Genomic DNA, 25,901 nt, shown 5'->3' with positions numbered 1-25,901 from the left:
TATCTGTGGCGACTGCGTCAGTGAATCTGGATTGGATGAGGGCATGATGGAACTGGTGCGATTGATGAATGCCACTAGGTGGGAAGAAATCCGGCTCGGTATGTATGCGCTGGGAGTTATCTCTCCCAGGTGGCGTGTGCGGGACCTGCACAGCCGGTATCTATCTGATTGGGATGGGGAATGGTTCTATCACTTTAAAGTGGGTGGCTACGAGCATATCGAGTGGCTGGAAATAGAAACCACGTCGCCTGAGCAGACCTCAGCCGTGCAGGACGTGTTGCTACAGGTGCGGGTGCCCGGAGAGCGGATCGGGAATGTATTTCGGGTCTACGGCTATGCTCCGCTCGGTAAACCGATGGACTACGTGGGGTAAACCAGAAATTGGACGGCGGTAAACGAAATTTACCGCTGTCTGTTGTGCATAGATGTTCAAAAATATTTTATTGCAGAATGTAATAGGAGGTTAAAGTGATTAAAAGTGTATGGGGATTGTATTGGCGGACATATTTATTATTTCTCTTTGCCTCGTTACCCTTATCGTTTGCAACGATGTATTTTTTTGTTTCCGAGTCATGGATAGTATTGAAGCCTTCAGTTTTCTATATAGTTGTAGGTGCTTTGTTATTAGTGCCATTTAATCGTCGCAAAGGTCTATTATTTTCTCTCTGGGGTAATCGTTTAGGCTTGGCTGATATAATATGGTGTTCTTATCGAAAGGTCATGGGGACATCTTATATTCTATACGCAGCGATATTATATGTTGTCAGTGAAACATTGCCACTAACCTACTGGGTATATACAAAAGTATATGGAAGCCTATTTGTGAATTTTGTTTTGTCTATTCTGGTAGGTGTGATTGTTATACAGAAAAACAGAATGAAAATTTGAGGCGTCAATGATATGAAATTTACAAGTATGAAGTTTGTTTTAATGGTTTTGACGCTATATATTAGCGTTAATCTCTTTGCTAATGCAGCAGAGTCTGGTGATGATATAGCAAAAGATATGTGTGCAAAACTGCCTCTGGTTATCAAAAAAGGTGATGAATCATACAAGGCAGGGCAATATGCCAAAGCAAGAGATTATTTTACGGAGCAAGTCTCGTTAAGTGAGGGGTGTGGATATGTTTATGGTAAGCCAGATCAAGCGGCGACTATTACGGCATATAACAACGTTGCACTTTCTTATATAAAACAAGGGGAGAAGCTTAAGGCTCTGGCATGGTTGTCATTAGCCCCGAATGATAAGAAATCCAAATTCAACTACGGTCTGCTTAAAAATATGCCAGCCTCTGTTGGGCCTGATATGGTAGGAACTTATTGGGAGTATGCTGGTTTCGGAAGTTGGAATGTTGCCTCTGTAGAAAAGCAAGGTAATGACTACTTGATATCTTTGAATCTGCTCTATTTTGGGTTAATGGGGATGACTTATGGTCCTAACATGGGGGAAATATCTCAGGTTGTGACTATGAAGGATAATGAGGGGGTGATAAAGCTAACCGGTGAAGAAGGTAATTGTGAAATTTCGATAAAATTTATAGAAAAAGATCATGGTGTTCTGAGGGTTGATACAAACCAGAGTAAAAATGAGTGTGGGTTTGGTCACAATGTATACGCGCATGGTGATTTTATTAGAGTGTCTGGTAAACCTACACCATTTGATATCGGTTACTAATGTTGAGTAATAGGGAAGTAGACACCCCAACCTCCCCTATTGCCAACACCATATCCCCGATGCTGTTTATTCCCTCTCCCTCTGGGAGAGGGCAGGGTGAGGGCGGATAGGGTGCAAAGAACGAAGTGAATTGCACCGCTGCTATTTATCTGCCAAAAGGTGTAATGCGCTGCGCTTATTACACCCTGCATCCAACCCACACATGACAGGATGTCATTGCTTGAGACTTGAATTTAACACCATCGATCTGGATCGGGATTACGAGCTCTGTGTGCTGGCGCGCAGGGATGCCTATTTTTGCAGCTTTCATACCCATGATGGTTTTGCCGACTTTATCGACGGCTATCGGGAGCGGATCCGCGAAAGGCTGGGGCAAGCGCAATGGCACTACATTCATGTCTGGGCGGGTGAACAACGGGTGGGTCAGCTGGAGTTTCGCAGCTTTTCCGATGAACCCGAGACCGGTTATGTGCAGCTGATTTATCTGTTCCCGGAATATCGTGGCACCGGTTTGGCTGCCGTGTTGCAGGCCTATATCCGCCAGCAGTTGCTGGGGGCTGGCCACAAATGGGCGATCCTCTCCGTGAGCCGTACCAATGTGCGGGCCTTGAATCATTACCGGCGCGTTGGCTGGGTATTTCTGCGCTCCAATCCAAAACATCAGGAGACGGATTTTTATCGGCTGACTCTGGCCGAGTGACCTCTGTGGTTGCTCCGGCGTACTCCCTCATTTTTCCCATCCCCCAACTGGCTGAATCGCGAGTTAAATCCGGTAAACAGGGCGCACTTGAGCCACACTTACTGACACCCTGATTTAGCCCATGTCGTTAGCGATCGATAACCGGTAAAGCAGTGGTAGAGTAGGGATCTGGCTGACATCGTTGTTGCAGTATGCCAAGTCGGTGTTTGAGACTGGAATTAGCACGGCCCCGAACTGGCGCGGGGCAGAAGAATAAGGATGGCCACTATGCTGCAGGACAGTGACACGATCAGGATCTCGGATGTCAGCGAAGCCGTGGTGCATGGCATTCTGGAGGTGATCAGCGATGGCATCTGGGATTGGCACGCCAATACCGGTTTAGTCTATCGCAACCCAGGCTGGTACCGGATGCTGGGCTACGAGCCCCATAGCCTCGGCAATACTGTCTTCACCTGGGAGGGGGTGATCCACCCCGATGATCTGGCCGGTGTGATGGAGAAGTTCGATGCCTGCCTGGGTGGCAAGGCGTCTGAATATTGTGCCGAGTATCGTTGCCGCTGCCGGGATGGCAGTTACCTCTGGATTGAGGATTGTGGTCGCATCATAGAGCGCAACGCTGATGGTTCTGTGGCGCGGATGATCGGTGCTCATCGCAATATCCACGCCAGCAAATTACTGCTGGAGCAGCTGGAGCTGCGCAATCAGTCGCTGGAGCAGTTGGTGGCGGAGCGCACCGCCGAGTTGGTACGACTCAACGAGGCGCTGCAACAGAGAGTCGAGGAGAATCGCCAGTTGGCGGAGACTGATGCCCTGACCGGTGCCGCCAGTCGCTACCGGCTGGAGCGGGCGTTACAGCTGGAGTGCGAGCGGGCGCGCCGCTTTCACTTGCCTTTTACCGTGATTGCCATGGATGTGGACAACTTCAAGCAGATCAATGACAGCTATGGTCACAATATCGGGGATCAGACCCTGATTAACATAGTGTCGCTGGTGCGCGACCATATCCGCGAGATCGATCTGCTGGCTCGTTGGGGCGGTGACGAGTTTATGGTGTTGTTGCCCAATACCGGCCGTGACGATGCGCTGGTGGTGGCGAACAAGTTTCAGGCATTGATGGTGACGCACCCCATCTGTCCCCGCGGTGTCACCACCATGAGCTTCGGAGTGGCGGAGTATCATCAGGGCGAGCAGAAGGAGAGTCTGATGGTACGCGCCGATCGGGCGCTCTATCAGGCAAAGCAGCAGGGCAAGAACCAGATCTGCTGACGACACATCAGCCAATAGAAGGGCCGCAGGCGTGAAACCTGCGGCCCTTTTGCATTCAGGCACAACAGCATGGTTGGGGGAGGTGCGACTTAGAAGTGGTAGCGCAGACCCAGCTTGAAGGTATCCAGTGAGTAGTGCTCGTCACCCAGGCTCAGGGCGTTGAACTGGCGCTCGTAACCGATACCGGCAGAGAAGTGATCGTTGAAGGCGTAGTCCAGACCCACTTCCAGATTGGGGTGTACCTTGCTCTTGGTTGCGCTCTCGCTTACCTGACCGCTGAAACCGAGGATGGTGGCGTTGCCGACAACGTCCACTTCGGTGCGAGTGTAGGCAATGCCCGGCTTGGCATAGGCGCTGAAGCCCCAGGCCAGCGGCTGGCTCAGCTTGGCGGCCAGGCTGATGCTGCGGGTTTCGATAGTGGTGTCGGCAAAGCCGGTCGCAATCTGGGAGGTCACCCAGGTCAGCTGATCCATCTGTTGGGCGTGCAGGCCACCTTCAACGGCCAGCCAGGAGTTGAAGCTGTAACCCACGATCAGGCTGCCGCCGTCGAGCTGGTCGTCGATCACTTTGGCGTCATACACGCGCTGGAGGTCACCGTCGAGATCCATCTTGGAGGTGGTCAGATCCAGACCTGCATACCAGCCTTCGGCATGAGCGCTGCCATTCATGGCCAGAGCAATCAGGGAGAAAGCTGCAATTTTATTAAACTTGTTCATGGATAAATAAACCTTATGTTGCGTGAACTGCGTGTGATTTATGTCGCTCAATCCATGAGGTTTTTTATATTTCCGTTATTGCTCTGCTTTTACAGAGGGGCGCAGTATAGTCAGCGAGTTTATGAATAACAAGATAGTGGTTTGCAGATCCATCTAAATAAAACCAGCTGCAGGCTGGCCATTATTGTTTAATAAATGGTGTTATTAGAGTTTTAGCTTTATTGAGATTGAAATAATTAAGTGGTGTGTTCAATGGTGATTAAAGTGCTCACCATCAGCCATATGTGATTGATTTTTATCGGTATAAGTTTTTACCCTGAGTGGGATCATGTTTAGTTGATCAAAAAATGGTATTTTAGATGCCACTTATCCTGTTCTGTGTCTTTTTGGTTGTTATTTGAGCGACAGGCAAGATGATGCTGTGAGAAAAAATCTATCAGATTATCTGTTTTTCGCTCTTATCTAGATTTGGGATTGTTCCCAAAGTGGTTTTCGGTGGTCTTTTGAGGCTTTTTTGGCCAGCCCGGATGAGGGGGCGCGGGTGTTGCAATGGGCTCCGTGTGGCTTTCTTTTAGGCTGTGTTTTGTCTTCCGGACTGCGCGTATCGATAGGGGGCGGGGGAATTCGTAGTGCTGCGCGATTAATTTTGGCGAGCTCTTTATAGAAGGCGTATTTCAAAATGCTTGTCTGTTTTAAAAAAAACAGATGGATATTGGTGTATATATTACTCTAAATATTACTTGATTACCGTTGATGGCTTGCAATTTGCTTTAATATTCGAGATGTCATCGGGGGCTTTTTACTACAGCATGCTTCAATTCAACCTGTAATCTCTCGAGTTAAAAGCGATGAGAAAATAGGAGTAAATATTATTCTCAATATCCCCGGATATTCTTTATCCCAAGAGTATGACAACTATCCTGCCGTCGCCTTGTTTATCAATCATCAGATATAGCAATAGTTATAAAGCAAACAGTATATTTTTAGCTAAATGGCAGGCTCATGCTTAAAGAATTAACTTTGTTAAGCTCCCATTCAGCTTGTCATGAGTTGTAAATATTAAGAGCGGATTTTGTCATGTTTACTTCATAAATAAGGCGTAGCGTTGTGTGGATTAAACAGGCCGTTGGAAATATAGTTTTTTGCGGAGATATAATATGGAAATAACTGGTTTGCTAAATCTGAGGTTGCTTTTATTTGTTTTTTGCTTGGTTGTTATAACTGGTTGTCACAACAGTAATGATAGTGACAGTACAGAGACAATTGTGACACCTGAATCCCATGATGTGCACTGTCCGCCGTGAATGCTTAATTAATTTATCAAGGTCGTTTTTATGTCTGGAAATGTAGATAGAAGTCGCCGCGAATTTATTAAGCTCTCCGGAGCTGCTGTGGCAGCTGTAACAACGTCAAGCATGTTTTATCCATCAATCGCCAAAGCCCTCAGTATTCCTGCCAATAATGTGCATGGCTCGATCATGGATGTTGAGAATATTGTGGTGTTGATGCAGGAAAATAGGTCGTTTGACCATTATTTTGGCACCCTTTATGGGGTACGAGGTTTTGGCGATCGTCATCCTGTTCCAACAGTGAATGGGTCTGTGTGGTGGCAGAGTTTCAAGAGTGCTGAGTATTCTCGTCTTTTAACGCCTTATCATCTTGATAGTCGCATAGGTAATGCCCAACGAGTGAACGGTACTCCGCATTTGTTCAATGATGCCCAGTTTGCATGGGACAATGGGTAGTTGGCCGACCTATAAAGAGCAACAATCCATGGGGTATTATACCGAAGCGGAAGTGCCTTTTCAGTTTGCCTTGGCTAATGCATTTACCATTTGTGATGCCTATCACTGTTCTTTTCATGGTGGTACCAATCCCAATAGGATTTTTTTATGGACCGGTACTAATAATCATCCTGATGACACCAACCCCCCCGCTATCAATAATGACTTTGACTCTCTTGGAAAATCGGATCAAGGCTATCAGTGGCGCACTTACCCTGAGCGATTGCAAGCGGCTGGGATAAGTTGGCGGCTATATCAAAATTTGCCAGATAATTTTACCGATAATCCATTAGCGGGTTTTGTTAATTACCGTATAGCCAACGAACAGCGTGGTAATCTGGCCAATGGCTTCCCCTATCCAGCATGGCATCCAGATGATGATTTTCTTAATCCGCTACTTAAAGGGGTAAGCAACACCATGCCGGATAAGGGGTTTCTTGAGGCCCTGCGCGAAGATGTGATTGGAGGAACCTTGCCACAGGTCTCCTGGATTGTGGCGCCGGCTGATTTTTCCGAGCATCCCGGCCCTTCCAGCCCGGTTCAGGGGGGCTGGTATATGCAAGAGGTGCTCGATACCTTGACCGCCAATGAAGAGGTGTGGAGTAAAACAGTACTGATCATCAATTTTGATGAAAATGATGGCTTTTTCGATCACGCGCCCCCTCCGACCCCACCAACCTTGCTGGACGGTGAGCTGCTGGGGGGATGTACTCTGGACATGAGTGGTGAATATCATTCAGATCATCGCCCTTATGGCCCCGGTCCCCGAGTGCCTGCACTGATTATTTCCCCCTGGAGTCGGGGGGGATGGGTTAACTCTCAGGTATTTGATCATACCTCGGGATTGCGTTTCATTGAGGCCAGATTTGGTGTGAGAGAGGAGAATATCAGCACATATCGTCGCGCCATTTGTGGTGATCTGAGCTCGGCATTCAATTTTAACAATCCCAATGATGAACAGCTGCCAACACTCCCCAGGCTGACCAAAGCCCAAGCCTACGACCTGGTGAAGCAGCAGCAACAGCTAGCGCAGCTGATTCCGCCCTCGGAGGAGCTGCAACAGGTGCCGCGTCAGACGATGGGTGTTCGCCCCTCGCGAGCATTACCATATGAGGTACATGTCAATGCAGAACAGTCAGCTGGCCGTTTGACCATCAAAATGAGCAATAGCGGAGCGCAGGGAGTATTGCTTCATATCTATGACAAGCTGCGACTCGACGGGATACCGCGTCGGTATGTGCTTGCCAGCGAGGAAACCATGGTGGATGACTGGCCGGTCTCTTCTACTGAGGGTTACAACATCTGGTTGATTGGACCAAACGGTTATCACCGCGCTTTCACAGGGGAGGGGACAGAGGAAAGCAAAGCGCATGTGAGCGTATGCTATGACCTGACGCAACCGGCGTTGTTGTTGACGCTGACCAATTTGCAGGATGAGGTGTTGACGCTGACATTGGACAACACAGTTTATCTCGGTGATCTGCTGCTGCTGGAGCTGGCTCCTCGTCAGGTGCTGGAACAGCGTATCGAACTGGCTGGGCAGGGTAATTGGTATGACGTTACGGTTCGCTATGGTGAGCGTTGGCAGCGCCGTTATGCTGGTCGTATAGAGACCGGACAGCACGCTATTTCTGATCCCATTATGGGTATCTAGTCAAGATGCGTCAGTCAGGTTAGCGGGAGTTCCCCCCAGGACCTCGCTGCGCTTGATAAAGCAGGTGCATTTGCCATTTGCTGTCGCTTTCTTGTACCCGATACCGGGAACTAACGGTTATTTGATATTTGTGCGAGTTGCCGGGGCGTTGGCTTTGCTGCCGGATGCAATTAAAAGAAAAGGGCGGTGCTATCAGCGCCGCCCAATGCCAGGAAAGAGAAAAAACCTTACGGTTTAAAAGATAAAAATTTGGAAGCAAACAATCGATTTCTCAACCAGGAAGGGTCTTGAATTCGATACGTTTCGATTATGCGCGATGTTCTATGCAGCACTAGCAAAATGTTTGCGGGTTGAAAGATATGCACTGTCTGGTGTCAGATTTTGCGACCTCATCGTTCAACTGGTCTGTCCTGATGGGTGTTGTAGGCGATTTTTTCTCTAGGCTGTTTTTTCGGTGTCAATATCTGAGCCTTGAAGGTAAAAACAGGTCAGAAGCTGACTCGGCATAACCATGCAATGAAAGTGCGATAACAAGGAAGAGTGGCATGACCTACAGCCAGACCCTGGCCAACAATATTCTCGACACCCTGAAGAAGACCCTGACCGACAAGGGGATCCGCTATCAGACCCTGGCAGAAGCCATGGGGGTCTCCATCGCGACCGTGAAACGGATGATGAACAAGCCCTCGCTGCCGTTCGATACTCTGCTGGAGATCTGCCATCTGGTGGGGCTCTCGTTCGAGGAGCTGCTGGATCGCACTCAGGACGCCCAGAGCCGCCGCGCCGTCTTTACCCAGGAGCAGGACGAGGCGTTTCACAACGAGCCGGGGCTCTACGCTTTTCTCGCCAATATCTTCTGGCGCGACAAGACGCTGATCGATCTCAAGCGGGAGTACGGCCTGACCGATGCCTCCTGCTACCTCTATCTGCGCAAGCTGGAGAAGCTCGGCATTTTGCAGCTTGGTATCGACAACAGTTACCACTTCCTGATCAGCGAGCGCATCAGCTTCGAGCAGCACAGCCGTTTCGCCCGCCAGCAGGCGCGGCAGGCAATGTCGGTGCTGGGGGAGTATCTGGTGGAGAACATGCACAAGTCGAACAACTATATGGCGCTCTGCCAGCTGCATCTCAACGAGGGGGAGGCGATGGCGCTGATCGACCGGATGAAGGAGTACTGGCATCAGGAGATCAAGCTCAACCGCCCCGCCATCGGCCAGCAGGAGCACGCCAAGACCTACACCATGTCGCTGCAACTGGCCGACTGCGGCTACCAGAGCTTCGACGACATGATCCCCAATATCGACAACTGATCCCGGCGGATCCAGAGGATCCGCCTCCCCCTTCCAGGCTGGCGTTGCGTGCCGACTCACCCCTGCTCCGCGAGCCGGGTTTGCTGCGGCTTGCCTGCGAGCGGCTGCAACGCTCGCGTATCGAGGCAGATTCGTATCGCATCCGGCCGCCAGTGCTCGATATCGCAATCCACCAGAGCGCCTCGCTCGTCGTAGTTGACCCGCACCAGCCGTAGCACGGCGCTCCCCTCCGCCAGATTGAGGGCGCGGGCGATGGCACCCCGTGCTGCCGAGGGAGTGATCTCGAGACTCGCCCCGCCCTGGCCTATGCCATAGCGCTGCTGATAGAGCTCGGTGAGGGAGCTCGCCAGCGGTGCGCTGGCAATATCGGGAAAGCGACTCGCCAGCAGGTGATGGCTGACGTGTAGCACAGGGCGGCCATCGATAAGACGCAGACGGCGGATCTCGTAGAGCGGCGTAAAAGGATCCAGCCCCATCCAGCGGCAGAGCTCGCTGCTGGCCAGCTCGCTACCGTGGGCCAGCACTCGGGTTTCGGCGGTGCGCTGCTGCTCGCCGATCCACTGGTGAAAGTGAGTGTGGATGGCTGGATCGTAGGTGAGGCGAGGCGGGGCCACGAACCAGCCGCGCCGCTCGGCCCGGTAGATAAGGCCATCCGCTTCGAGGCTGGAGAGCGCTTCCTTGATGGTGATGCGGGTGGTGGCGAAACGCTCGCTCAGGGCCCGTTCGGCGGGTAGTTGCTGCCCCGCCGCCAGCTGACCGCTGCCGATATAGCGGCGCAGGGTCTGGCAAATCTGTTCACACTTGGAGGCGCGGCCCTCTGCCGCGACCCGTTCGCTCAATCTCGGTTCAATCACGGTGATATCCCTGTCGCTCATTCTGGCTGTGCGGGCTGGCCTACCCCTTGTTGGTTCAGCCCTTGCTGGAGTAGTCCAGCTCCACTTGGGTTCAGAGTTGTAACCGCTGTGGATGACAGCGACATGACAGAACAATTGTCATCAAACTGCCATCAAAGCGCCCCGCGACCGTCATATTTCCCCTCTAGCATCCCTCTCGAACCTTAACTGACCTAGTCCAGAGGGATGGGATGATGAAAAGCGTGATCGCAAGTGCACTGGCTCTGGTGGCCATCAGTCAACCGCTGTTTGCCGCCGAAAATATCGCAGATCTCGAGAAGGCCGCTCGCGGCGAAGGGCAGCTCAGCAGTATCGGCATGCCCGATAGCTGGGCCAACTGGAAGGATACCTGGCAGCAGCTGGGCAGCATCTACGGCATCAAGCATCAGGATACCGACATGAGCTCGGCGCAGGAGATCGCCAAGTTCGCCGCCGAGAAGGCCAACGCCACCGCCGATATCGGCGACGTGGGCGGCGCCTTCGGTCCGGTTGCGGTCAAGCAGGGTGTTACCCAGCCCTACAAACCCTCCACCTGGGCCGACATTCCCAACTGGGCCAAGGATGCGGACGGTCACTGGATGCTGGCCTATACCGGCACCATCGCCTTCCTGATCAACAAGGATCTGGTCAAGGCCGCCCCCACCAGCTGGCAATCCCTGCTGGGTGGCGACTACAAGGTAACGCTGGGTGATGTGGGTGTTGCCTCGCAGGCCAACAACGGCGTGCTGGCCGCGGCCTATGCCACCGGCGGCAGCGAGAAGAATCTCAAGCCTGCGCTGGAGCTGTTCGGCAAGCTGGCCCAGCAGGGCCGTCTGTCGCTGAACGACCCCACCATAGCCAATATCGAGAAGGGCGAGGTGGAAGTGGGGGTGCTGTGGGACTTCAACGCCCTCAACTACCGCGACCAGATCGACCCCAAGAAGTTTGAGGTGGTGATCCCGAGCGACGGCTCCGTCATCGCCGGTTACACCACCATCATCAACAAGTGGGCCAAGAACCCCAACGCCGCCAAGCTGGCGCGGGAATACATCCTCTCCGATGCCGGTCAGATCAACCTGGCCCGTGGCTATGCCCGCCCGATCCGCAGCAACGTTGCGCTGCCGGATGACGTGAAGGCCAAGCTGCTGCCGGCCGAGCAGTATGCCAAGGCCAAGCCGGTGCAGGATCACGCCGCCTGGGAGCAGAGCTCCAAGGCCCTGCCGCGTCAGTGGCAAGAGAACGTCATGATCTACATGCAGTAAGGAGCGGCCAGTGCAACACAAGGTGATAGTGGTACTTGTGGATGGCCTCTCTGCCGGGGTAGCCCATGGGATGGGCTACCTCGCAGGCATGGTGGAGGCGGAGCGCGGTCTCTATACGACCTTCAGCTGTGCCCTGCCATCCCTCTCCCGGCCTCTCTACGAGTGCATCCTGACCGGTGTACCGCCGGTGGCGAGCGGCATCACCCACAACGGGGTGAGTCGCCTCAGTCTGCATGACTCCATCTTCCATCTGGCCCGCGCCGCGGGTAAACGCACCGCAGCGGCGGCCTACTACTGGGTGAGCGAGCTTTACAACAAGAGCCCCTGGCTGTCGGCCCGCGATCGCTTTACCCACGACGAGCAGCTGCCGATCCAGCACGGTTGCTTCTACTGGGATGACAACTACCCCGACAGCCATCTGCTGATGGATGGCGAGTGGCTGCGCAGCCATTACGATCCCGATTTTCTGCTGATCCACCCGATGGGGGTGGACGATGCGGGCCACAAGTTTGGCTTCGACTCCCGCCAGTACCGCAATCAGGCGCGCCGGATGGACAGCCTGCTGGCCGATCTGCTGCCCCAGTGGCTGGCGGAGGGGTATCAGGTGGTAGTCACCTCGGATCACGGCATGAACAACGACCTGAGCCACGGCGGCACCCTGCCTGAAGAGCGCACCGTGCCGCTCTGGCTGTTTGGCGATGCCTTCGTCGAACGCTGGCCGGATGGGGTGGCGATTGCCCAGACCCAGCTCTGCGCCCTGATGGCGGATCTGCTGGGCATTTCCCACGACAAGCCGGCAGCGCCACCGCTGCTCAAGGCTGCCTTTATGCGCGAGGTGCACTGATGATGCCTGCAACCACCGAGATCCTGGTGGATCAACCCGTGGCAACCAAGCAGAAGGTGCGCCGCCACTGGCTGCCCGCGCTGGTGCTGCTGCCCTTTATCCTCTTGATGATCCTGTTCCAGCTCGCCCCCATGGTGTGGGTGCTGGTGGGCAGTTTCCAGACCCCGGATGGCTGGGGCATCGACTACTACCGGGAGATTTTGAGCTCCCCCTTTTACCTGCAATCGTTCGGCAACTCACTGCGCATCGCCGGTATCGCCAGTCTGGCGGGACTTGCCATCGGCACCCTCGGGGCGGCCGCGCTGCGCCACAGCGGCGAGCGAGTCAAGCGGGTGCTGCTGGCCTTTGTCACCATGACCGGCAACTTCAGCGGGGTGCCGCTGGCGTTCGCCTTTATCATCATTCTCGGGATCAATGGTGCGGTGACCCTGCTGCTGAAATCCTGGGGCCTCATCGACGGCTTCAACCTCTACTCGGGCAGCGGCCTCATCCTCATCTACACCTACTTCCAGATCCCGCTCGCCCTGCTGCTGCTCTACCCGGCCTTCGATGCGCTGCAGGATGAGTGGCCGCAGGCCGCCGCACTGCTCGGCGCAAGCAAGGGGCAGTATGTGTGGCACGTGGCGCTGCCGGTGCTGACGCCGGCGCTGCTCGGCACCCTGATCATCCTGTTTGCCAACGCAGTGGGAGCCTATGCCTCCGCCTACGCCCTCACCACCGGCAACTTCAATCTGGTGACCATCCGGGTGGCCAGTCTGGTCTCTGGCGACATCTTCCTCGAGCCCAACATGGCGGCGGCGCTGGCGGTGATCCTGATGGTGCTGCTGGGGGTGGTGACGGCCGCCAACCAGTGGCTGTTGAAAAAGAGCTATGTGAACAAGGGGCAATCCCATGCGTGATTTGCAACCGAGCTGGCCGCGCTGGGTGCTGGGGGGGCTGGTCGCCACCCTGCTGCTGCCGCTGCTGGCTACCTTTCTCTACTCCATCTCCACCCGCTGGGGGGCGACCCTGCTGCCGGATGGCTTCACTCTCGACTGGTATCTCAAACTGTGGGGCGACCCGCGCTTTCTGGCTGCGTTTGGCCGCAGCCTCCTGGTCTGTTTCGCCACCCTGCTGCTGGGGACGCTGGTGCTGGTGCCGACCGTGCTGGTGGTGGCCTACTACTTCCCCAAGCTGGATCCCTGGATGAACCTGTTGATCCTGCTTCCCTTTGCGGTGCCGCCGGTGGTCTCCTCAGTCGGGCTGCTGCAGATCTACGCCGACGGCATTCTGCCCATCATCGGCACGCCGTGGATCCTGATCGGCACCTGGTTCACCGTGGTGCTCCCCTTTATGTACCGGGCGCTGGCCAACAGCCTGCAAGGGGTGCCGCTGAAAGATCTGATGGATGCCGCCCACCTGCTGGGGGCGAGCAGCGCCCGCGCCTTCCTGCTGGTGGTGATCCCCTGTCTGCGCAAGGGGCTGCTGGCGGCGCTGTTTCTCTCGCTCTCCTTCCTGCTCGGCGAGTTCGTGTTTGCCAACATGCTGGTGGGCACTCGTTACGAGACCCTGCAGGTCTATCTCTACAACATGCGTTCAACCTCGGGCCACTTCACCAGCGCGCTGGTGATGAGCTACTTCCTGCTGACCCTGCTGCTCACCTGGGCGGCGAACAGATTTCATCGGTGAATCAACATGTTCCATCTAGAAGTGAATCAACTGCACAAATCCTACGGCGACACCAAGGTATTCGAGGGGATTGAATTCGGCATCCGCAAGGGGGAGCTGGTGACCCTGCTCGGCCCCTCCGGCTGCGGCAAGTCCACCCTGCTGCGGGCGCTGGCCGGGCTCACCCCGGTGGATGGTGGTCAGGTGCGAGTGGCCGGTGAAGATATCACCTGGCAGGAGCCCCAGAAGCGGGGCATCGGCATGGTATTCCAGAGCTATGCGCTGTTCCCCAACATGACGGTGCGGGACAACGTCGCTTTCGGCCTCAAAATGAAGCCCCAGCCCGGGCGGGATCTGGCCGCCAGCGTGCAGGAGGCGTTGGAATTGGTGGAGCTGACCGGCTTCGAGCGCCGCTATCCGGCCGAGCTCTCCGGCGGCCAGCGCCAGCGAGTGGCGCTGGCCCGGGCTCTGGTGGTGCAGCCGCGGATCCTGCTGCTGGATGAGCCGCTCTCGGCGCTGGATGCCCGCATCCGCCGCAGCCTGCGCCAGCAGATCCGCGAGATCCAGCAGCGCCTTGAGCTCACCACCATTTTCGTGACCCACGATCAGGAGGAGGCGTTGACCATGTCGGACAGGATCTTCCTGATGAACAAGGGATCCATCGTCCAGAGCGGTACACCGGAGGAGATCTATACCCGTCCCGCCAGCGAGTTTGTAGCGAGCTTTATCGGCAACTACAACCTGCTTGGCGCCGAGCAGGGCAAGTCGCTGTTTGGCCCCCGTTTTCAGGGCAAGCTGGCGCTGCGGCCGGAGTCCATCACCCTGCTGCCCGCAGGGGCGACCAGCAGCGAACCCAGCCTGCCCGGCATCATTCGCCAGCAACAGCTGCTCGGCAACGTGATCCGCTATCAGGTGGAGTGCGAGGCGGGGCTGTTAACGGTGGATTGCCTCAACCGCTCGGCTGGCGATTTGCTGGCCACCGGCAGTGCCGTGACCCTGGCGGTGGCCCGGGATCAACTCTGTGAGGTAGCATGACGCCTCGTTTCATTTTCGTTGTTACCGCAAGGAGCCCTCATGGCACTGGCACTGTTTGATCTGGACGAGACCCTGATTGCCGGGGATTCCGCCAGCCTCTGGCTGGAGTACATGGTGGCCGAGGAGCTGGCCCCCGCCAGCATGATCGCCGAAGAGCAGGCGATGATGTCCCTCTACCATCAGGGCAAGATGGATATGCACCAGTACATGGCCTTCACCCTGCAACCGCTGGCGGGCAAGACGCGCCAGTGGTTCGACTCGCTCTGCACCCGCTTTGCCGAGCAGGTACTGCGCGATCGTATCTATCCGGAGGGGTTGGCACGTATCGAATGGCACCGCCAGCGCGGTGACGAGCTGGTGCTGATCTCCGCCTCCGGCGAGCATCTGGTGGCCCCCATGGCGAAGATGCTGGGGATGGATCACTGTGTCGCCATTTTGCTCGATGAGGAGGAGGGGATGCTGACCGGCCAGACCCGCGGCACCCTCAGCTTTCGCGAAGGCAAGGTGGCCCGCATCAACCAGCTCTTTGCCGGCAGGGACCATCTCTGGCAGGGGAGCTTTGGTTATAGCGACTCTCACAACGATCTGCCCATGCTGCGGGCGGTGAGCCATCCCCATGCGGTCAATCCGGCCCCCGCGCTGCGTCAGCAGGCCGAGGAGCTGGGCTGGCCGGTGTGGGTGTGGCAGCGCTGAGTTGTGCGCTCAAACAGGCTCAATACACGGCAAAAATAGCGATATAAACAACAGAGAGAGGCCGTTGCCTCTCTCCTGTCTTCCTTTCCTGGTTGCGTTCATTCTGTCTCCCGCCACGATGACCGCCGAGTTGGCTCAAGGTGAGGAGGCCTCTTCCATCTGACCGTTGCCACGACGCTGGGGGAAGCAGATACGATTTTTCCCCTCCCGCTTGGCCTGATAAACCCCGCTGTCGGCCAGCTCTATCAGCTCCTTGGCCGAGAGTCCGGAGTGACTCAAGGCCACCCCACCGCTGAGGGTAATGGTCAGTTCCGGCTCTCGCCACTCCAGTTGAGTGACTGCGAGTCTGAAGCTCTCCAGCAGTGAGGCAACCTCATTCATTTGCATCTCCAACCGCAAGATCAGCACCAGCTCCTCGCCACCGTAGCGGCAGAACCAACCCCACTGGTCAAACATTTTCATGCCCAGCTTGCTTACTCGCCTGAGGACTATATCCCCTGTCTGGTGGCCAAAGGTATCGTTGACCTGTTTGAAGTTATCGAGATCGAACATCACCACGAGGAAGGGGGGGCCACTGCCGAGCTGTCTTTGCAGGCACTCGTCGAAGAAACGGCGGTTGTAAAGACCGGTAAGCTTGTCCTGATTGGCTTGCTGGCGGATCTGGGCAAAATCCTGGCTGGCGGCATCCATCTCTTCATAGACCTTGGCCAGCTCCAGCATGCGGCTACCATGATAGGCTTTACCGCCAGAACGACTGGTGCGGATCAGCAGGGTAATCTCTCCCAGCATGCGACGGAAATAGCGGGACCAGAGCAGTGCCAGCAGCAGATAGAGAATGCAGGCGAGTGCAATCATCAGCTGCACGTTGATGGAGACGCTGTCGATCACCTGCTGCATGCTGGCAGTCGGCTCGACGCTGAGCAGGATCCAGCGCTGCTCGGGGATGCGGTAGTAGGAGACCATCAGGCCGCTGGCATCATCGAGGAAGAAACCCTGCGGCTGTTGCATTTGTGCCAGCCATTCAAGATGGGTGAGCGGCTTGAATACCCGTTCGCGATCCGGATGGGCCAGCACCAGCCCGTCATGGTTGAGCAGGAGCTGATAGCCATTACCCAGATGGTGACTCTGCTCATGCCGACTGTTGAGCCAGCTGGCGAGGGGGGTGAGCTGGGTATCCAGCGAGAGTACGCCAACCCGCTTGCCGTCAGGATCTTCAATCACCCTGGCCAGCGCCATGGTGAGAGTGCCCAAGGTGTAGTCGTAATAAGGATCAGTCCAGACAATCTGTCCGGGATGGCTGGCGGCCAGCAGATACCAGGGGCGGGTTCTGGGATCGAACTTCTCGTCGGCCTGCCAGGAAGGGTGGATCAGCATCTTGCGATGCTCGGTGCCCACGTAGACGTAATCGAGCTCCATCACCTTGTGATAGGCCTGCCACTGTTGCAGGTAGCGCTCGCCGTTAAGGATCTCCGAGCCGCTGAAATCCTGATAATTTACCTGCTGATAAATGAGCGTAAACTGGCGTTTGAGGGTCGCCAGATAGGGTTCGATCAGGGTATGGAAATACTGGGTGTTGCGAGCAATCAGGTTCTGTTGCTGCTCGTGGCGCAGGGTGCGCTCCATATGCAGGTAGTAGATACTGCCGAGCAGCAACACTGGGATAAAGAGCAAGAGGAGGCCCAGCCGCATGCGGGTGATCAAAGACCAAGTATTCTTGGGCTTGGCGGGGGACATGAACAGATCCTTTTCGTCTCGGGTGACACCAGCATATATGATGCTGTGCGGCTCGTCTAAAGGCAGAAAATGAGATGTTTCCGATGTTGAACCACACTCTGCTCTCAATGATTCATTATGGCAGCATAGCGGTGCTAATCCTTGCCCTCTGTGTCGAGTATCTGATCTTTCGGCGCGGCCTGAACATGCTGCGAGTGCGCCGCTTGCTGCTGGCAGATGGGGTGGCGGCGCTGGCGCTCTTCTCCATCTTTGCCACCGGGAGTCTGCTGGCCCTCGAGCATGCCAGCTCGGTGGCAGAGATCTTTGCCCATCCTGCCCACGGTCTCAAGATGGGGCTGTTTCTGCTGATTGTCGGCTCCCTCGTTTATCCCAGCCGCCTCTTCTATCGCTGGCGTCGCGCCCTGCGTCTGGGCAAGGCGCCGATGATCTCCATTCAGCAGCACTTCCGGGTGGTGTGGATCCTGCGGGGCAATCTGCTACTGATTGCCCTGTTGGCCGTGTTCACCAAGCCCTCGCTGCTGTAACACTCGCGGTGCTCAAAAGCAGTGCGATGCAGAGCGTTGAGAGCGAGAGCGAAGACAAAGAGTGGAGACAAGAGGATAGGGAGGCGGGTATCTTGGATCGGATAACCCGTCACGCGCCGATTTAAGGAAGAATCGCCATGCGCTCCAATCTGATGTTGCTGATGGCTGCCACCATCTGGGGTATGGGCTTTGTCGCCCAGCGCCTCGGGATGGATCACATGGGGCCCTATACTTTCAATGGCCTGCGCTTTCTGCTCGGCGCCCTCTCCCTGCTGCCGCTGCTCTGGTGGCTCAAATCCCGACAACCTGTTGCCGTCGCGGGCGACCATCGCCAACTGCTGATCGGTGGTGTGCTGGCCGGGCTGGTGCTGTTCTGTGCCGCCTCCCTGCAGCAGGTGGGGCTGCTTTATACCACTGCCGCCAAGGCCGGTTTCATCACCGGGCTCTACATCATTCTGGTGCCGGTACTGGGGCTACTGCTGCGCCACAAGAGTGGCCTCAATACCTGGATCGGCGCCATCATCGCGCTGGCCGGTCTCTATGTGTTGAGCGTCACCGACGAGTTCACCATCGGCTTTGGCGATCTGCTGCAGGTGGTCGGCGCCCTGTTCTGGGCCGTGCACCTGCTGCTGGTGGATCACTACTCCAACCGGGTTGCCCCCATCAAGCTCGCCGGGGTGCAGTTCGTGGTCTGCGGCCTGCTCAGCCTCGCCACCGCCGTTGTTATCGAAACCCCGACGTTAAGCGGCGCAGTGGCCGGTTGGCAGGCGCTGCTCTATGCCGGGCTGGTGTCGGTCGGGGTGGGTTATACCCTGCAGGTGGTAGGGCAGCGGGGTGCTCATCCGGCCCACGCCGCCATCATCCTCAGTCTGGAGACCGTCTTTGCCGCCGTGGGTGGCGTATTGTTGCTGGATGAAACGCTGGACGAGCGCGCCATTGCCGGTTGTGCCCTGATGCTGGCGGGGATGCTCATCTCCCAGATCCGGCTGCGCTGGTGGTGGAAGTCGCGCCGGGACAAGGTGCCAGCGACCAAGTAAACCGCAGCCCGCAGCATAACAAAAACGCCCCGACAGTCGGGGCGTTTTGCATGATGGCGACTCGGGTCAGGGGCGCTGATCCAGCTCGCGCTCCAGCTCCATGGCCTTCTGACGGGCCGGATGGGTATTGAGGCGCTGCCAGTAGGCTTGCAGGTGCGGGAAGTGGGCCAGCTGACCGCTTTGCGCCAGCAGATCCACCAGGAAGGAGTTCATGATGTCGGCGCCGGAGAGGCGATCCCCCACCAGATAGTGGCGACTCGCCAGTACCTCATTGAGGTAGCCCAGCACCTTGGCACACTCTGCTTTGGCGTAGTCCGGCAGGAAGCGCATCGGGCTGCCATCCTTGCGCACAAACATATCCAGCAGCAGCGGCAATATGCCCGAGCTCTCGGCGAAGTGGAGCCACTGCAAGTATTCGGGATACTCCGGGCTGTCGGTGGCCGGTGCCAGCCGTTCCGGAGCGTGGCGGGCGATCAGGTACTCGGTGATGGCGCCCGATTCTGCCAGCACCCGGCCGTCGAACTCGATGACCGGCGACTTGCCGAGTGGATGGATGGCTTTTAGCTCGGGCGGTGCCAGAAAGGTGGTGGCATCGCGCTGATACGCCTTGATCTCATAGGGCTGGTCCAGCTCTTCGAGCAGCCAGATGATGCGTTGGGAGCGGGATTTGTTCAGGTGGTGCAGGACTATCATAACGACCTCGATTCGGTGGCAGGGTGGGGTATACGAGCGGGCGAGGGGGGCGGTTCACCGGCAGTAAAAAAAGAGCGGGCTGATGCCCGCTCTCTCTCGTTGACTGACTTATGCCTCCAGCGCCTGATCCAGATCCGCCAGAATGTCCTCGATCGCCTCGATCCCCACCGACAGCCGGATCATCTCGGGTTTGACGCCAGCCTTGGCCTGCTCCTCCTCGCTCAGCTGGCGATGGGTGGTGGAGGCGGGGTGGCAGGCCAGCGACTTGGCATCGCCGATGTTGACCAGCCGCTTGAAGATCTTCAACGCATCGTAGAAACGCACGCCTGCTTCATAACCCTCCTTCAGGCCGAACGAGAGGATGGCCGAGGGGCGACCGGCCATGTACTTCTCTGCCAGCAGATAGTGCGGGTGACCCGGCAGACCGGCGTAGCTGACCCAGGCCACCTTGGGGTGATGCTTGAGGTGGTTGGCGACCCGCAGGGCGTTGTCGACGTGGCGCTCCATGCGCAGGCTCAGGGTCTCCAGCCCCTGCAGCAGCAGGAAGGCGTTCATCGGCGCCAACGCTGCGCCGGTATTGCGCAGCGGCACGGTGCGTACCCGACCAATAAAGGCGGCCGGGCCAAAGGCTTCGGTATAGACCACCCCATGGTAGGAGGGTTCTGGTTTGGTCAGCTGCGGGAAGCGTGCGGCGTGATCCGCCCAGGGGAACTTGCCCGAGTCGACGATGACGCCACCCAGCGAGTTGCCGTGGCCGCCGACATATTTGGTCAGGCTGTGGACGACGATGTCAGCGCCATGTTCGATCGGTTTGCACAAGACCGGCGTGGCGACCGTGTTGTCGACGATGAGCGGCACGCCGCGGGCATGGGCTGCCTTGGCCAGCGCGGCCAGATCGACGATGTTGCCCGCCGGGTTGCCGATGCTCTCGCAGTAGACCGCCTTGGTCTTGTCGTCGATAAGGGCGGCGATGGCTTCGGCGCTGTCATCTTTGGCAAAGCGCACCTCAACGCCGAAGCTCGGCAGCATGTGGGCGAACAAGGTGTAGGTGCCACCATAGAGCTGGGGTGTGGAGACGATGTTGTCACCGGCTGCGGTCAGCGCCTGAATGGCATAGGTGATGGCGGCGGAACCTGCCGAGACCACCAGTGCGGCGACCCCCCCTTCCAGCGCGGCCATCCGCTGCTCCAGCACATCATTGGTGGGGTTCATGATGCGGGTGTAGATATTGCCCGGCACCGCCAGATTGAACAGATCCGCCCCGTGCTGGGCGCTCTCGAACTCGTAGGCCACCGTCTGGTAGATGGGTACGGCAACGGCTTTGGTGGTGGGGTCGTTGGTAAAGCCGTGGTGCAGGGCCAGGGTCGCATCTTTCATCACACACTCCTTGTTGGATGTTGCTTATGGCAGTTATAGATGGATAGACGTCCAATCTATCAGGCCCGTGGCCGATGTAAACAGCAAGATCCGGCAAAGCAATTGCTCCCGCAGGGGATGCGCGTCCCGAGTGGCTGGCACGGCTCGCACTCAGAGGCGGCGGCGATACTCCTTGTCGTCGATCTGGTTCATATCCCACTGCATCAGGCGGTTGAGCTGCTGCATGGGATCTTCGATAAGTGGCAGCGGGCGCGGCAGGATCCGCTTGAAGTAACGGCGCAGGATCTGCTGGATCCGGTTCGGTTTGGGCTCGATGTGATGGTTCATGGTGAGGCTCCTTATGTTGTTGCTCAGCGTCATCGTCAGTATTGAGTTAAAATGCGGAAGTAAAAACTGATGACTTTTGAATGAAGGATTTCCTCTTTTATGCCGACCGGTCGCCTCTACCAGCAATTTCAACGGCTCGCCCAGCAGCTTGGCTGCGATGAGCGGGAGATCAGTCTCGCCGAGGTAGCGGAGCTGCTCTGCTGCACCCCGCGCAACGCCCGTCTGCTGCTGCGGCGGATGCAGGATCAGGGCTGGCTCAACTGGGCGGCGGAAGCGGGGCGGGGGCGGCGCTCCCGGCTCACCCTGCTCGACAGTCAGGAGAGCCTGACCCGGCGCCGCTTGCGGGATCTGCTCAGTCAGGGCCAGCTGGCGCAGGCGGTACGGCTGGCCGAAGATCGCCTCGATCTGCTCACCCCGCTGCTGTTCGAACAGCTCGGTCAGGCCACCCGCGAGGGGCGCCAGATCCTGCGGGTGCCCTACTACCGGCCGCTGCCGCAGCTGCTGCCTACCGGCCCGATGCGCCGCTCGGAGGTGCATCTCAGCCGCCAGATATTCAACGGCCTTACCCGGCGAAATGAGGAAAATGGGGAAATAGAGGGCGATCTGGCTCACCACTGGGAGCAGGTCGGCCCCTGCCACTGGCGTTTCTACCTGCGCCCGGCGGTGCGCTTTCACCACGGCCGCGAACTGGTGGTGGAGGATGTGATGGAGAGTCTGCTGGCCCTGCGGGATCGCCCGCTGTTCGCCCATCTGGCGCGGCTGGAGAGCCCCTGGCCGCGAACTCTGGATCTCTATCTCGACAGCCCGGATCCTCTGCTGCCTGATCTGCTGGCCGAGCCGGTGGCGGCCATTTTGCCGCGCGAGCTCAAGGGGGAGGCGGGCTTTGCCCTGCAACCGGTGGGCACCGGCCCTTATCGGGTGATCGCCAACGACCCGCTGCAGCTGCGTCTCGCCGCCTTTGACGACTACTTCGGTCTGCGCGCCCTGCTCGACGAGATCGACATCTGGATGCTGCCGGAGCTGGCGGAGCGGCTGGAGAGCCACCTGCAGCTGGGGCGCGACAGCCCCGAGCTTGGCTCCATGCGTGGTGAGTCGGAGCTCGAATCGGGCTGCTACTTCCTGCTGCAGGACGAGCGCTCCCGCGCCTTGCAGGATCCTGCCCTGCGCTACTGGATCATTCAGCTGCTCAGTCCGGTAGCTTTGATGGCACGGGTTGCCCCCGAGCTGCAACGGGGCTGGACCAGCGCCCTCGGCATGCTGCCCCACTGGCGCGAGGCGCTGCCACCGCCGCAGCCCCGGCCACAGAGCCTGCCACAGCGGCTGGTGCTCGCCTGCTTCAACCAGCATATCGAGTTCAACGAGTGTGCCGGTGCCATGGCCGATCTGCTCGGGTCGCAGGGAATTGAGCTAGAGGTGCGTACCCTCGACTACGGTCGCTGGGTGAGCGGTGAGGACGAGGATGTGGATCTCTGGCTTGGCACCCTCAACCTTGAGCATGAGGGGCCTTTTGCCCCCTACGGCTGGTTGCAGGGCACTCCGCTGCTGCGCCGGGTGTGGGCCAGCCAGCAGCCGTTGTGGCAGGGGTTGACGCAGTGGCGCGCCAGCGGTGCCGAACCCGGCCCGCGCGCCCTGATGGCCGGGGTGCAGCAGCATGGCTGGTTTGTGCCGCTGTTTCACCACTGGCTTGAGCTGGAGAGCCGCATCGGCGTGCACGGGGTGCGGATGACGGCGCTCGGCTGGTTCGATTTTCGCAGCGCCTGGCTGCGACCCGAGCTGGTTGGTCAGGCAGAGGGCGATGGCGGGGAGCTTGAGTCCTGATGCGGGGCGCGTTAGCCTGAGCGCGGTTCAACGACAAGGAGTCACCAGCCATGCTGGAAATGCAGATCCAACCCCGCTTTCAGGAGACAGATGCCCTCGGTCACATCAACAATACGGTGCCGGCGGTCTGGTTTGAGTCGGCGCGGGATCCCCTGTTCCGGATCTTTTCGCCCGAGCTGGATGTGCATGACTGGCACCTGATCATCGCGGGCTACACAGTGCAGTTCAAACGGGAGCTGTTCTACGGCCAGCCGGTCACCATCAAGACCGGTGTGCGCCGCGTTGGCAGCAGCTCCTTCACCATCTGGCAGGAAGCCTGGCAGCAGGGGGAGCTGGCCGTCACCGGCGAGACGACCCTGATCCATTTTGACTATCGGGCACGCCAATCCATCCCTCTGAGCGAGACTCACCGGGAGGGGCTGCGGGCCTGGTTGATAGAGAGTTAACCCGGGCCTTTCGGCCAACACACAGGACACATATGCGCAATACCGTGATCGCTCTGAGCCTCGGCTTGGGGCTGGGGCTCTGCTCCCTGCCGTCTCTGGCGGCAACTCTTGCCGAACAGTTCTCCCTGATGGAAAAGGGGGCTGCCAGTGCCCTCGATACCCGTCTCTTCAGCCACGACGGCGTCGACATCAAGGCCTGGGTCGATGGCGCCCCCGTCATCATCGCCGTGCCCATCATGAACGAGCTGGGCAAGCTGGAGGGGGAGAGCCGCTACTACTTCAAAGGGGGCAAGCTGTTCGGGGTCAAAGAGCCCGCCGCCCAGTTCGCCTTTGACGACAGCGGCAAGCTGACCCAATGGCTGGACGAAAAGGGTCAGCCAGCCGAGTTCGTCAGCAAGATGAGCATGCAGCAGCGTCAGGAGTGGCTCACCAAGCGGGCTGCCGAGCTGAGCAAGCTCTTTGCCACCGGTGCTGCCGAACAGAAGGCGGCCAAGGGCAGCGTCAAGCTCAAGGGGGCTGAGCTCGCCCACTGGCTCTGCAACGGCAAGCTGATGGAGCTGGCTGGTGGCGACAAGGTGATCTTCGAGCAGGAGAAGCTGAAGATTGGCGAGCAGGGGATCGCGGGCGATGTCTCCTTGCGTCAGGAGAAGGGTTGGCAGGAGCTGAGCCTCAAGTGCGAGGTGCAGGGCAATCAGGTGACTCGCCTCACCTGGCAGCCGCTGCCGGCGACCAACAAGCCGCAATAAGCGCACCACAACAAGGGGCCCATCGCGGGCCCCTTGTCATTGGCTTACTGTTCCCCCAGCTTCATCCGGGTGAGCGCTTCAACCCGTCGCCACTGCTGTGGCTCGAACCAGCGGGCCAGCAGCTCCTGCTGCTGTTCGGTTCTGGCTGTGGCGGGTAATTGCCCCAGCTCGGCCAGATAGCCATTGAGCTGCTCCTTGAATCCCTGCCGATCCTGTTCGAGCTGATGCAGCCGATCTACCGCCTCTGGCCCCGCTTTCTCCAGCAGCATGGCATCCCGTCTGGCTGGCTCCATCTGCTCCAGTGCCTGCAGCTCGCCCAGCAGACGGCCGTTGGCTTCGGCCTCCTGAAACCACCGGGGCTGCGCCGCCAGCCAGAGCTCCAGCTCGCTGGCCAACTCCTTCTTGTCAGCATCGCTTGCTTCGGCCAGTGCCTTGCGGCGCAGGGTCAACTGCTCCATCAGACGATCTTCGGCGAACAATTGTTCCTGCTCGGCCGGTGTGAAGCTCTGTTGGCGCAGTAGCTCCCGTTCGTCGAAGAGGATCTGCAGGCTGGCGAGGGTGATATCGGTGGGCACCGTCAGGCTGCTCTGGGCGGAGACAAAGGTGCGATAGCGCGCCTGCAGGGCATCGGCGGCCTCCTGCTCGGGATCGTGCGGGTGGCTCTGTGCATGCTGGCTGGCTTGAGCGGTTGATGAGTCTGCCGTCGGTGCCGTGGGCAAGAGCAACACCCCGCCAAGCAGCAGGGTGATGGCGCAGGGCACGACGAGCAGGGTGGCAATCTTCATAGTCCCAGCTCCTTAAGACGGTTGGCATGCTGGCGATAGAGGGTGACCGGATCAGTCTCGAACAGATGGTGGATGCCGAAGGACTGGTTCACTTCGTCCAGATGGTTCATCCGGTAGCTGGTGCCGATCACCTTGCCGAGGTGGCTGCTGCAGACCCCGACCAGCCCGTCATTGGGCTCCTTGAAGAAGGCGCCGGTCAGAGCCAGCGCAGGATCCACCGGATCCAGCAGATTGGTCAGGTTGCCGCGCCCACTCCAGGAGAAGTAGTAGACGCCGTTGTTGGCCTGCATCGGCCCCTCGCCGCAATACTGGCTGGGCAGTCCCTCCGGGTAGCGCTGGTTGAATTGGCTGGCCCCCTTGCTGGTGAGGGCATCGAGCGCGGCGACCGGATCTTGCGGTAGCTGGCTCCCGCCGGAGAGCAGTGAAATCATGCCGGAGAGAGCGTGGGCCGCGGCGGCAGCCAGCTTCTCGGCGGCGCTGCCTGGGGTGGCGTTGGCCCGTACCAGATCGGCAATCTCGGAGCCATAGTTGACTCCGCCGACGCTGGTGGCGGAGGCGACCAGTTCGGGGGCGACCGAGGCAACATAGCGGATGGTGGGGCCGCCGTGGGAGTGGCCGATCAGGTTGACCTTCTCGGCACCGGTGGCAGCCAGCAGCAGCTCAACCTGGGCGAGCAGTTGCTCCCCCCGTTGCTCCGAACTGGCGGTGGCCGATACCTGGGCCACGTAGACTTTGGCTCCATCCCGGCTCAGGGCCTGGGGAATGCCGTAGAAGTAATCGACCCCGAGCAGCTTGTCGAAGCCGAACAGGCCATGCACCAGCACTATGGGGTAGCGGGTCTGGGTGTATCCGCTGGCGTGTGCCAGCATGGGCAGGGTACAGAGCAGCACCAGAAGCCATCTCTTCATCATCAGCATCCTTGTTGATTCGTGAGGAACAGATTGTGTGGCGTACTCC

The 25,901-nt window shown here is 58.0% G+C and carries 25 protein-coding genes and 1 pseudogene; 18 read left to right on the top strand and 8 right to left on the bottom strand.

Annotation, left to right across the window (positions count from 1 at the left end; all coding sequences use genetic code 11):
• Nucleotides 1-43 precede the first annotated feature (43 nt).
• From G5154_RS09435 to G5154_RS09415, 5 genes are all read left to right on the top strand, one after another.
• A complete protein-coding gene (locus tag G5154_RS09435) occupies nucleotides 44-373 on the top strand; it encodes a DUF6678 family protein (RefSeq protein ID WP_421250874.1) in 330 nt (109 codons plus the stop codon).
• A 176-nt stretch (nucleotides 374-549) separates the two neighbouring features.
• The gene (locus tag G5154_RS09430; RefSeq protein ID WP_405055178.1) at nucleotides 550-888 is read left to right on the top strand and encodes a septation protein IspZ; all 339 of its coding nucleotides are present in this window, start codon (nucleotides 550-552) and stop codon (nucleotides 886-888) included.
• Between the two features lie 12 nt (nucleotides 889-900).
• Nucleotides 901-1,674, top strand: coding sequence for a tetratricopeptide repeat protein (locus G5154_RS09425; RefSeq protein ID WP_421250873.1), 774 nt, complete (start codon nucleotides 901-903; stop codon nucleotides 1,672-1,674).
• Nucleotides 1,675-1,894: 220 nt separating this feature from the next.
• The gene (locus tag G5154_RS09420) at nucleotides 1,895-2,374 is read left to right on the top strand and encodes a GNAT family N-acetyltransferase (RefSeq protein WP_421250872.1); all 480 of its coding nucleotides are present in this window, start codon (nucleotides 1,895-1,897) and stop codon (nucleotides 2,372-2,374) included.
• A gap of 267 nt (nucleotides 2,375-2,641) precedes the next feature.
• Nucleotides 2,642-3,640, top strand: coding sequence for a sensor domain-containing diguanylate cyclase (locus G5154_RS09415; protein ID WP_421250871.1), 999 nt, complete (start codon nucleotides 2,642-2,644; stop codon nucleotides 3,638-3,640).
• An 89-nt stretch (nucleotides 3,641-3,729) separates the two neighbouring features.
• Here the strand turns inward: G5154_RS09415 and G5154_RS09410 are convergent, their stop codons facing one another.
• Nucleotides 3,730-4,356, bottom strand: a complete 627-nt coding sequence (locus tag G5154_RS09410; protein ID WP_337073068.1) for a porin family protein — start codon at nucleotides 4,354-4,356, stop codon at nucleotides 3,730-3,732.
• Between the two features lie 1,334 nt (nucleotides 4,357-5,690).
• On the opposite strand from G5154_RS09410, the pseudogene G5154_RS09405 reads away from it, so the two are divergent.
• Both G5154_RS09405 and G5154_RS09400 read left to right on the top strand, forming a co-directional pair.
• Nucleotides 5,691-7,794, top strand: a pseudogene (locus G5154_RS09405) (phosphocholine-specific phospholipase C).
• 545 nt (nucleotides 7,795-8,339) lie between these two features.
• Nucleotides 8,340-9,104: a helix-turn-helix domain-containing protein gene (locus G5154_RS09400; protein ID WP_005336490.1), complete on the top strand. Its 765-nt coding sequence runs from the start codon at nucleotides 8,340-8,342 to the stop codon at nucleotides 9,102-9,104.
• A gap of 56 nt (nucleotides 9,105-9,160) precedes the next feature.
• On the opposite strand, the gene G5154_RS09395 is transcribed toward G5154_RS09400, so the two are convergent.
• The gene (locus tag G5154_RS09395; RefSeq protein WP_421250870.1) at nucleotides 9,161-9,979 is read right to left on the bottom strand and encodes a UTRA domain-containing protein; all 819 of its coding nucleotides are present in this window, start codon (nucleotides 9,977-9,979) and stop codon (nucleotides 9,161-9,163) included.
• 212 nt (nucleotides 9,980-10,191) lie between these two features.
• Here G5154_RS09395 and G5154_RS09390 point away from each other — a divergent pair, with 212 nt between their 5' ends.
• From G5154_RS09390 to G5154_RS09365, 6 genes are read left to right on the top strand one after another with little or no spacing between them, the layout of a single operon-like run.
• Nucleotides 10,192-11,238 carry an ABC transporter substrate-binding protein gene (locus G5154_RS09390; protein WP_123785054.1) on the top strand — a complete coding sequence of 349 codons (1,047 nt, stop codon included), beginning with the start codon at nucleotides 10,192-10,194 and terminating at the stop codon, nucleotides 11,236-11,238.
• A gap of 10 nt (nucleotides 11,239-11,248) precedes the next feature.
• Nucleotides 11,249-12,082 carry an alkaline phosphatase family protein gene (locus G5154_RS09385; RefSeq protein ID WP_421212196.1) on the top strand — a complete coding sequence of 278 codons (834 nt, stop codon included), beginning with the start codon at nucleotides 11,249-11,251 and terminating at the stop codon, nucleotides 12,080-12,082.
• A complete protein-coding gene (locus tag G5154_RS09380) occupies nucleotides 12,082-12,981 on the top strand; it encodes an ABC transporter permease (protein ID WP_040068741.1) in 900 nt (299 codons plus the stop codon). Before G5154_RS09385 ends, G5154_RS09380 begins: the two co-directional genes overlap by 1 nt.
• Nucleotides 12,974-13,750, top strand: coding sequence for an ABC transporter permease (locus G5154_RS09375; RefSeq protein WP_337073072.1), 777 nt, complete (start codon nucleotides 12,974-12,976; stop codon nucleotides 13,748-13,750). The genes G5154_RS09380 and G5154_RS09375 overlap by 8 nt, the downstream gene beginning before the upstream one ends.
• A gap of 6 nt (nucleotides 13,751-13,756) precedes the next feature.
• Nucleotides 13,757-14,764 (top strand): ABC transporter ATP-binding protein, encoded by a 1,008-nt coding sequence (locus tag G5154_RS09370; RefSeq protein WP_421250869.1) that lies wholly within the window; start codon nucleotides 13,757-13,759, stop codon nucleotides 14,762-14,764.
• Nucleotides 14,765-14,803: 39 nt separating this feature from the next.
• Entirely contained in the window at nucleotides 14,804-15,457 is a 654-nt protein-coding gene (locus tag G5154_RS09365; RefSeq protein WP_421250868.1) for an HAD family hydrolase, read from the top strand.
• Nucleotides 15,458-15,592: 135 nt separating this feature from the next.
• Here the strand turns inward: G5154_RS09365 and G5154_RS09360 are convergent, their stop codons facing one another.
• Nucleotides 15,593-17,191, bottom strand: a complete 1,599-nt coding sequence (locus tag G5154_RS09360) for a diguanylate cyclase (RefSeq protein WP_337073074.1) — start codon at nucleotides 17,189-17,191, stop codon at nucleotides 15,593-15,595.
• Between the two features lie 83 nt (nucleotides 17,192-17,274).
• On the opposite strand from G5154_RS09360, the gene G5154_RS09355 reads away from it, so the two are divergent.
• Nucleotides 17,275-17,715: a DUF2214 family protein gene (locus tag G5154_RS09355; RefSeq protein WP_019445450.1), complete on the top strand. Its 441-nt coding sequence runs from the start codon at nucleotides 17,275-17,277 to the stop codon at nucleotides 17,713-17,715.
• A gap of 137 nt (nucleotides 17,716-17,852) precedes the next feature.
• Nucleotides 17,853-18,752 (top strand): DMT family transporter, encoded by a 900-nt coding sequence (locus G5154_RS09350; RefSeq protein ID WP_216979676.1) that lies wholly within the window; start codon nucleotides 17,853-17,855, stop codon nucleotides 18,750-18,752.
• A 66-nt stretch (nucleotides 18,753-18,818) separates the two neighbouring features.
• Here G5154_RS09350 and G5154_RS09345 read toward each other — a convergent pair whose 3' ends face one another.
• The 3 genes from G5154_RS09345 to G5154_RS09335 form a co-directional block, all read right to left on the bottom strand.
• Entirely contained in the window at nucleotides 18,819-19,445 is a 627-nt protein-coding gene (locus G5154_RS09345) for a glutathione S-transferase family protein (protein WP_421250866.1), read from the bottom strand.
• A gap of 108 nt (nucleotides 19,446-19,553) precedes the next feature.
• On the bottom strand, nucleotides 19,554-20,822 hold the full coding sequence (locus tag G5154_RS09340; RefSeq protein WP_421250865.1) for an O-acetylhomoserine aminocarboxypropyltransferase/cysteine synthase family protein: 1,269 nt from the start codon (nucleotides 20,820-20,822) through the stop codon (nucleotides 19,554-19,556).
• A 150-nt stretch (nucleotides 20,823-20,972) separates the two neighbouring features.
• On the bottom strand, nucleotides 20,973-21,149 hold the full coding sequence (locus G5154_RS09335) for a hypothetical protein (protein ID WP_104015927.1): 177 nt from the start codon (nucleotides 21,147-21,149) through the stop codon (nucleotides 20,973-20,975).
• Between the two features lie 99 nt (nucleotides 21,150-21,248).
• Between G5154_RS09335 and sgrR the strand changes: the two genes are divergently transcribed.
• The 3 genes from sgrR to G5154_RS09320 are packed head-to-tail and all read left to right on the top strand — an operon-like array spanning nucleotide 21,249 to nucleotide 24,159.
• Entirely contained in the window at nucleotides 21,249-22,967 is a 1,719-nt protein-coding gene (sgrR, locus tag G5154_RS09330; protein WP_421250864.1) for an HTH-type transcriptional regulator SgrR, read from the top strand.
• A 50-nt stretch (nucleotides 22,968-23,017) separates the two neighbouring features.
• A complete protein-coding gene (locus tag G5154_RS09325; protein WP_421250863.1) occupies nucleotides 23,018-23,413 on the top strand; it encodes an acyl-CoA thioesterase in 396 nt (131 codons plus the stop codon).
• A 32-nt stretch (nucleotides 23,414-23,445) separates the two neighbouring features.
• A complete protein-coding gene (locus tag G5154_RS09320; protein WP_421250862.1) occupies nucleotides 23,446-24,159 on the top strand; it encodes a hypothetical protein in 714 nt (237 codons plus the stop codon).
• 44 nt (nucleotides 24,160-24,203) lie between these two features.
• On the opposite strand, the gene G5154_RS09315 is transcribed toward G5154_RS09320, so the two are convergent.
• Both G5154_RS09315 and G5154_RS09310 read right to left on the bottom strand, forming a co-directional pair.
• Entirely contained in the window at nucleotides 24,204-24,944 is a 741-nt protein-coding gene (locus G5154_RS09315; protein WP_421250861.1) for a lipase secretion chaperone, read from the bottom strand.
• Entirely contained in the window at nucleotides 24,941-25,852 is a 912-nt protein-coding gene (locus G5154_RS09310; protein WP_421212199.1) for a lipase family alpha/beta hydrolase, read from the bottom strand. Before G5154_RS09310 ends, G5154_RS09315 begins: the two co-directional genes overlap by 4 nt.
• Nucleotides 25,853-25,901: the final 49 nt, after the last annotated feature.

Source organism: Aeromonas sp. 600527 (genome assembly GCF_049175415.1).
Taxonomy (GTDB): domain Bacteria; phylum Pseudomonadota; class Gammaproteobacteria; order Enterobacterales; family Aeromonadaceae; genus Aeromonas; species Aeromonas veronii_A.
Note: the sequence above shows the minus strand (reverse complement) of the source record. Positions and strands in the feature narration are given on the sequence as shown.

Bases quoted from the DNA above. Each gene is read 5' to 3' on its own strand.
- G5154_RS09345 (WP_421250866.1), bottom strand. From the start codon at position 19,445: ATGATAGTCCTGCACCACCTGAACAAATCCCGCTCCCAACGCATCATC.
- G5154_RS09325 (WP_421250863.1), top strand. From the start codon at position 23,018: ATGCTGGAAATGCAGATCCAACCCCGCTTTCAGGAGACAGATGCCCTC.
- G5154_RS09435 (WP_421250874.1), top strand. From the start codon at position 44: ATGATGGAACTGGTGCGATTGATGAATGCCACTAGGTGGGAAGAAATC.
- G5154_RS09410 (WP_337073068.1), bottom strand. From the start codon at position 4,356: ATGAACAAGTTTAATAAAATTGCAGCTTTCTCCCTGATTGCTCTGGCC.
- G5154_RS09320 (WP_421250862.1), top strand. From the start codon at position 23,446: ATGCGCAATACCGTGATCGCTCTGAGCCTCGGCTTGGGGCTGGGGCTC.
- G5154_RS09415 (WP_421250871.1), top strand. From the start codon at position 2,642: ATGCTGCAGGACAGTGACACGATCAGGATCTCGGATGTCAGCGAAGCC.
- G5154_RS09380 (WP_040068741.1), top strand. From the start codon at position 12,082: ATGATGCCTGCAACCACCGAGATCCTGGTGGATCAACCCGTGGCAACC.
- G5154_RS09365 (WP_421250868.1), top strand. From the start codon at position 14,804: ATGGCACTGGCACTGTTTGATCTGGACGAGACCCTGATTGCCGGGGAT.
- G5154_RS09425 (WP_421250873.1), top strand. From the start codon at position 901: ATGAAATTTACAAGTATGAAGTTTGTTTTAATGGTTTTGACGCTATAT.
- G5154_RS09340 (WP_421250865.1), bottom strand. From the start codon at position 20,822: ATGAAAGATGCGACCCTGGCCCTGCACCACGGCTTTACCAACGACCCC.
- G5154_RS09335 (WP_104015927.1), bottom strand. From the start codon at position 21,149: ATGAACCATCACATCGAGCCCAAACCGAACCGGATCCAGCAGATCCTG.
- G5154_RS09315 (WP_421250861.1), bottom strand. From the start codon at position 24,944: ATGAAGATTGCCACCCTGCTCGTCGTGCCCTGCGCCATCACCCTGCTG.
- G5154_RS09360 (WP_337073074.1), bottom strand. From the start codon at position 17,191: ATGTCCCCCGCCAAGCCCAAGAATACTTGGTCTTTGATCACCCGCATG.
- G5154_RS09395 (WP_421250870.1), bottom strand. From the start codon at position 9,979: ATGAGCGACAGGGATATCACCGTGATTGAACCGAGATTGAGCGAACGG.
- G5154_RS09390 (WP_123785054.1), top strand. From the start codon at position 10,192: ATGAAAAGCGTGATCGCAAGTGCACTGGCTCTGGTGGCCATCAGTCAA.
- G5154_RS09310 (WP_421212199.1), bottom strand. From the start codon at position 25,852: ATGAAGAGATGGCTTCTGGTGCTGCTCTGTACCCTGCCCATGCTGGCA.
- G5154_RS09430 (WP_405055178.1), top strand. From the start codon at position 550: ATGTATTTTTTTGTTTCCGAGTCATGGATAGTATTGAAGCCTTCAGTT.
- G5154_RS09375 (WP_337073072.1), top strand. From the start codon at position 12,974: ATGCGTGATTTGCAACCGAGCTGGCCGCGCTGGGTGCTGGGGGGGCTG.
- G5154_RS09355 (WP_019445450.1), top strand. From the start codon at position 17,275: ATGTTGAACCACACTCTGCTCTCAATGATTCATTATGGCAGCATAGCG.
- sgrR (WP_421250864.1), top strand. From the start codon at position 21,249: ATGCCGACCGGTCGCCTCTACCAGCAATTTCAACGGCTCGCCCAGCAG.
- G5154_RS09370 (WP_421250869.1), top strand. From the start codon at position 13,757: ATGTTCCATCTAGAAGTGAATCAACTGCACAAATCCTACGGCGACACC.
- G5154_RS09400 (WP_005336490.1), top strand. From the start codon at position 8,340: ATGACCTACAGCCAGACCCTGGCCAACAATATTCTCGACACCCTGAAG.
- G5154_RS09350 (WP_216979676.1), top strand. From the start codon at position 17,853: ATGCGCTCCAATCTGATGTTGCTGATGGCTGCCACCATCTGGGGTATG.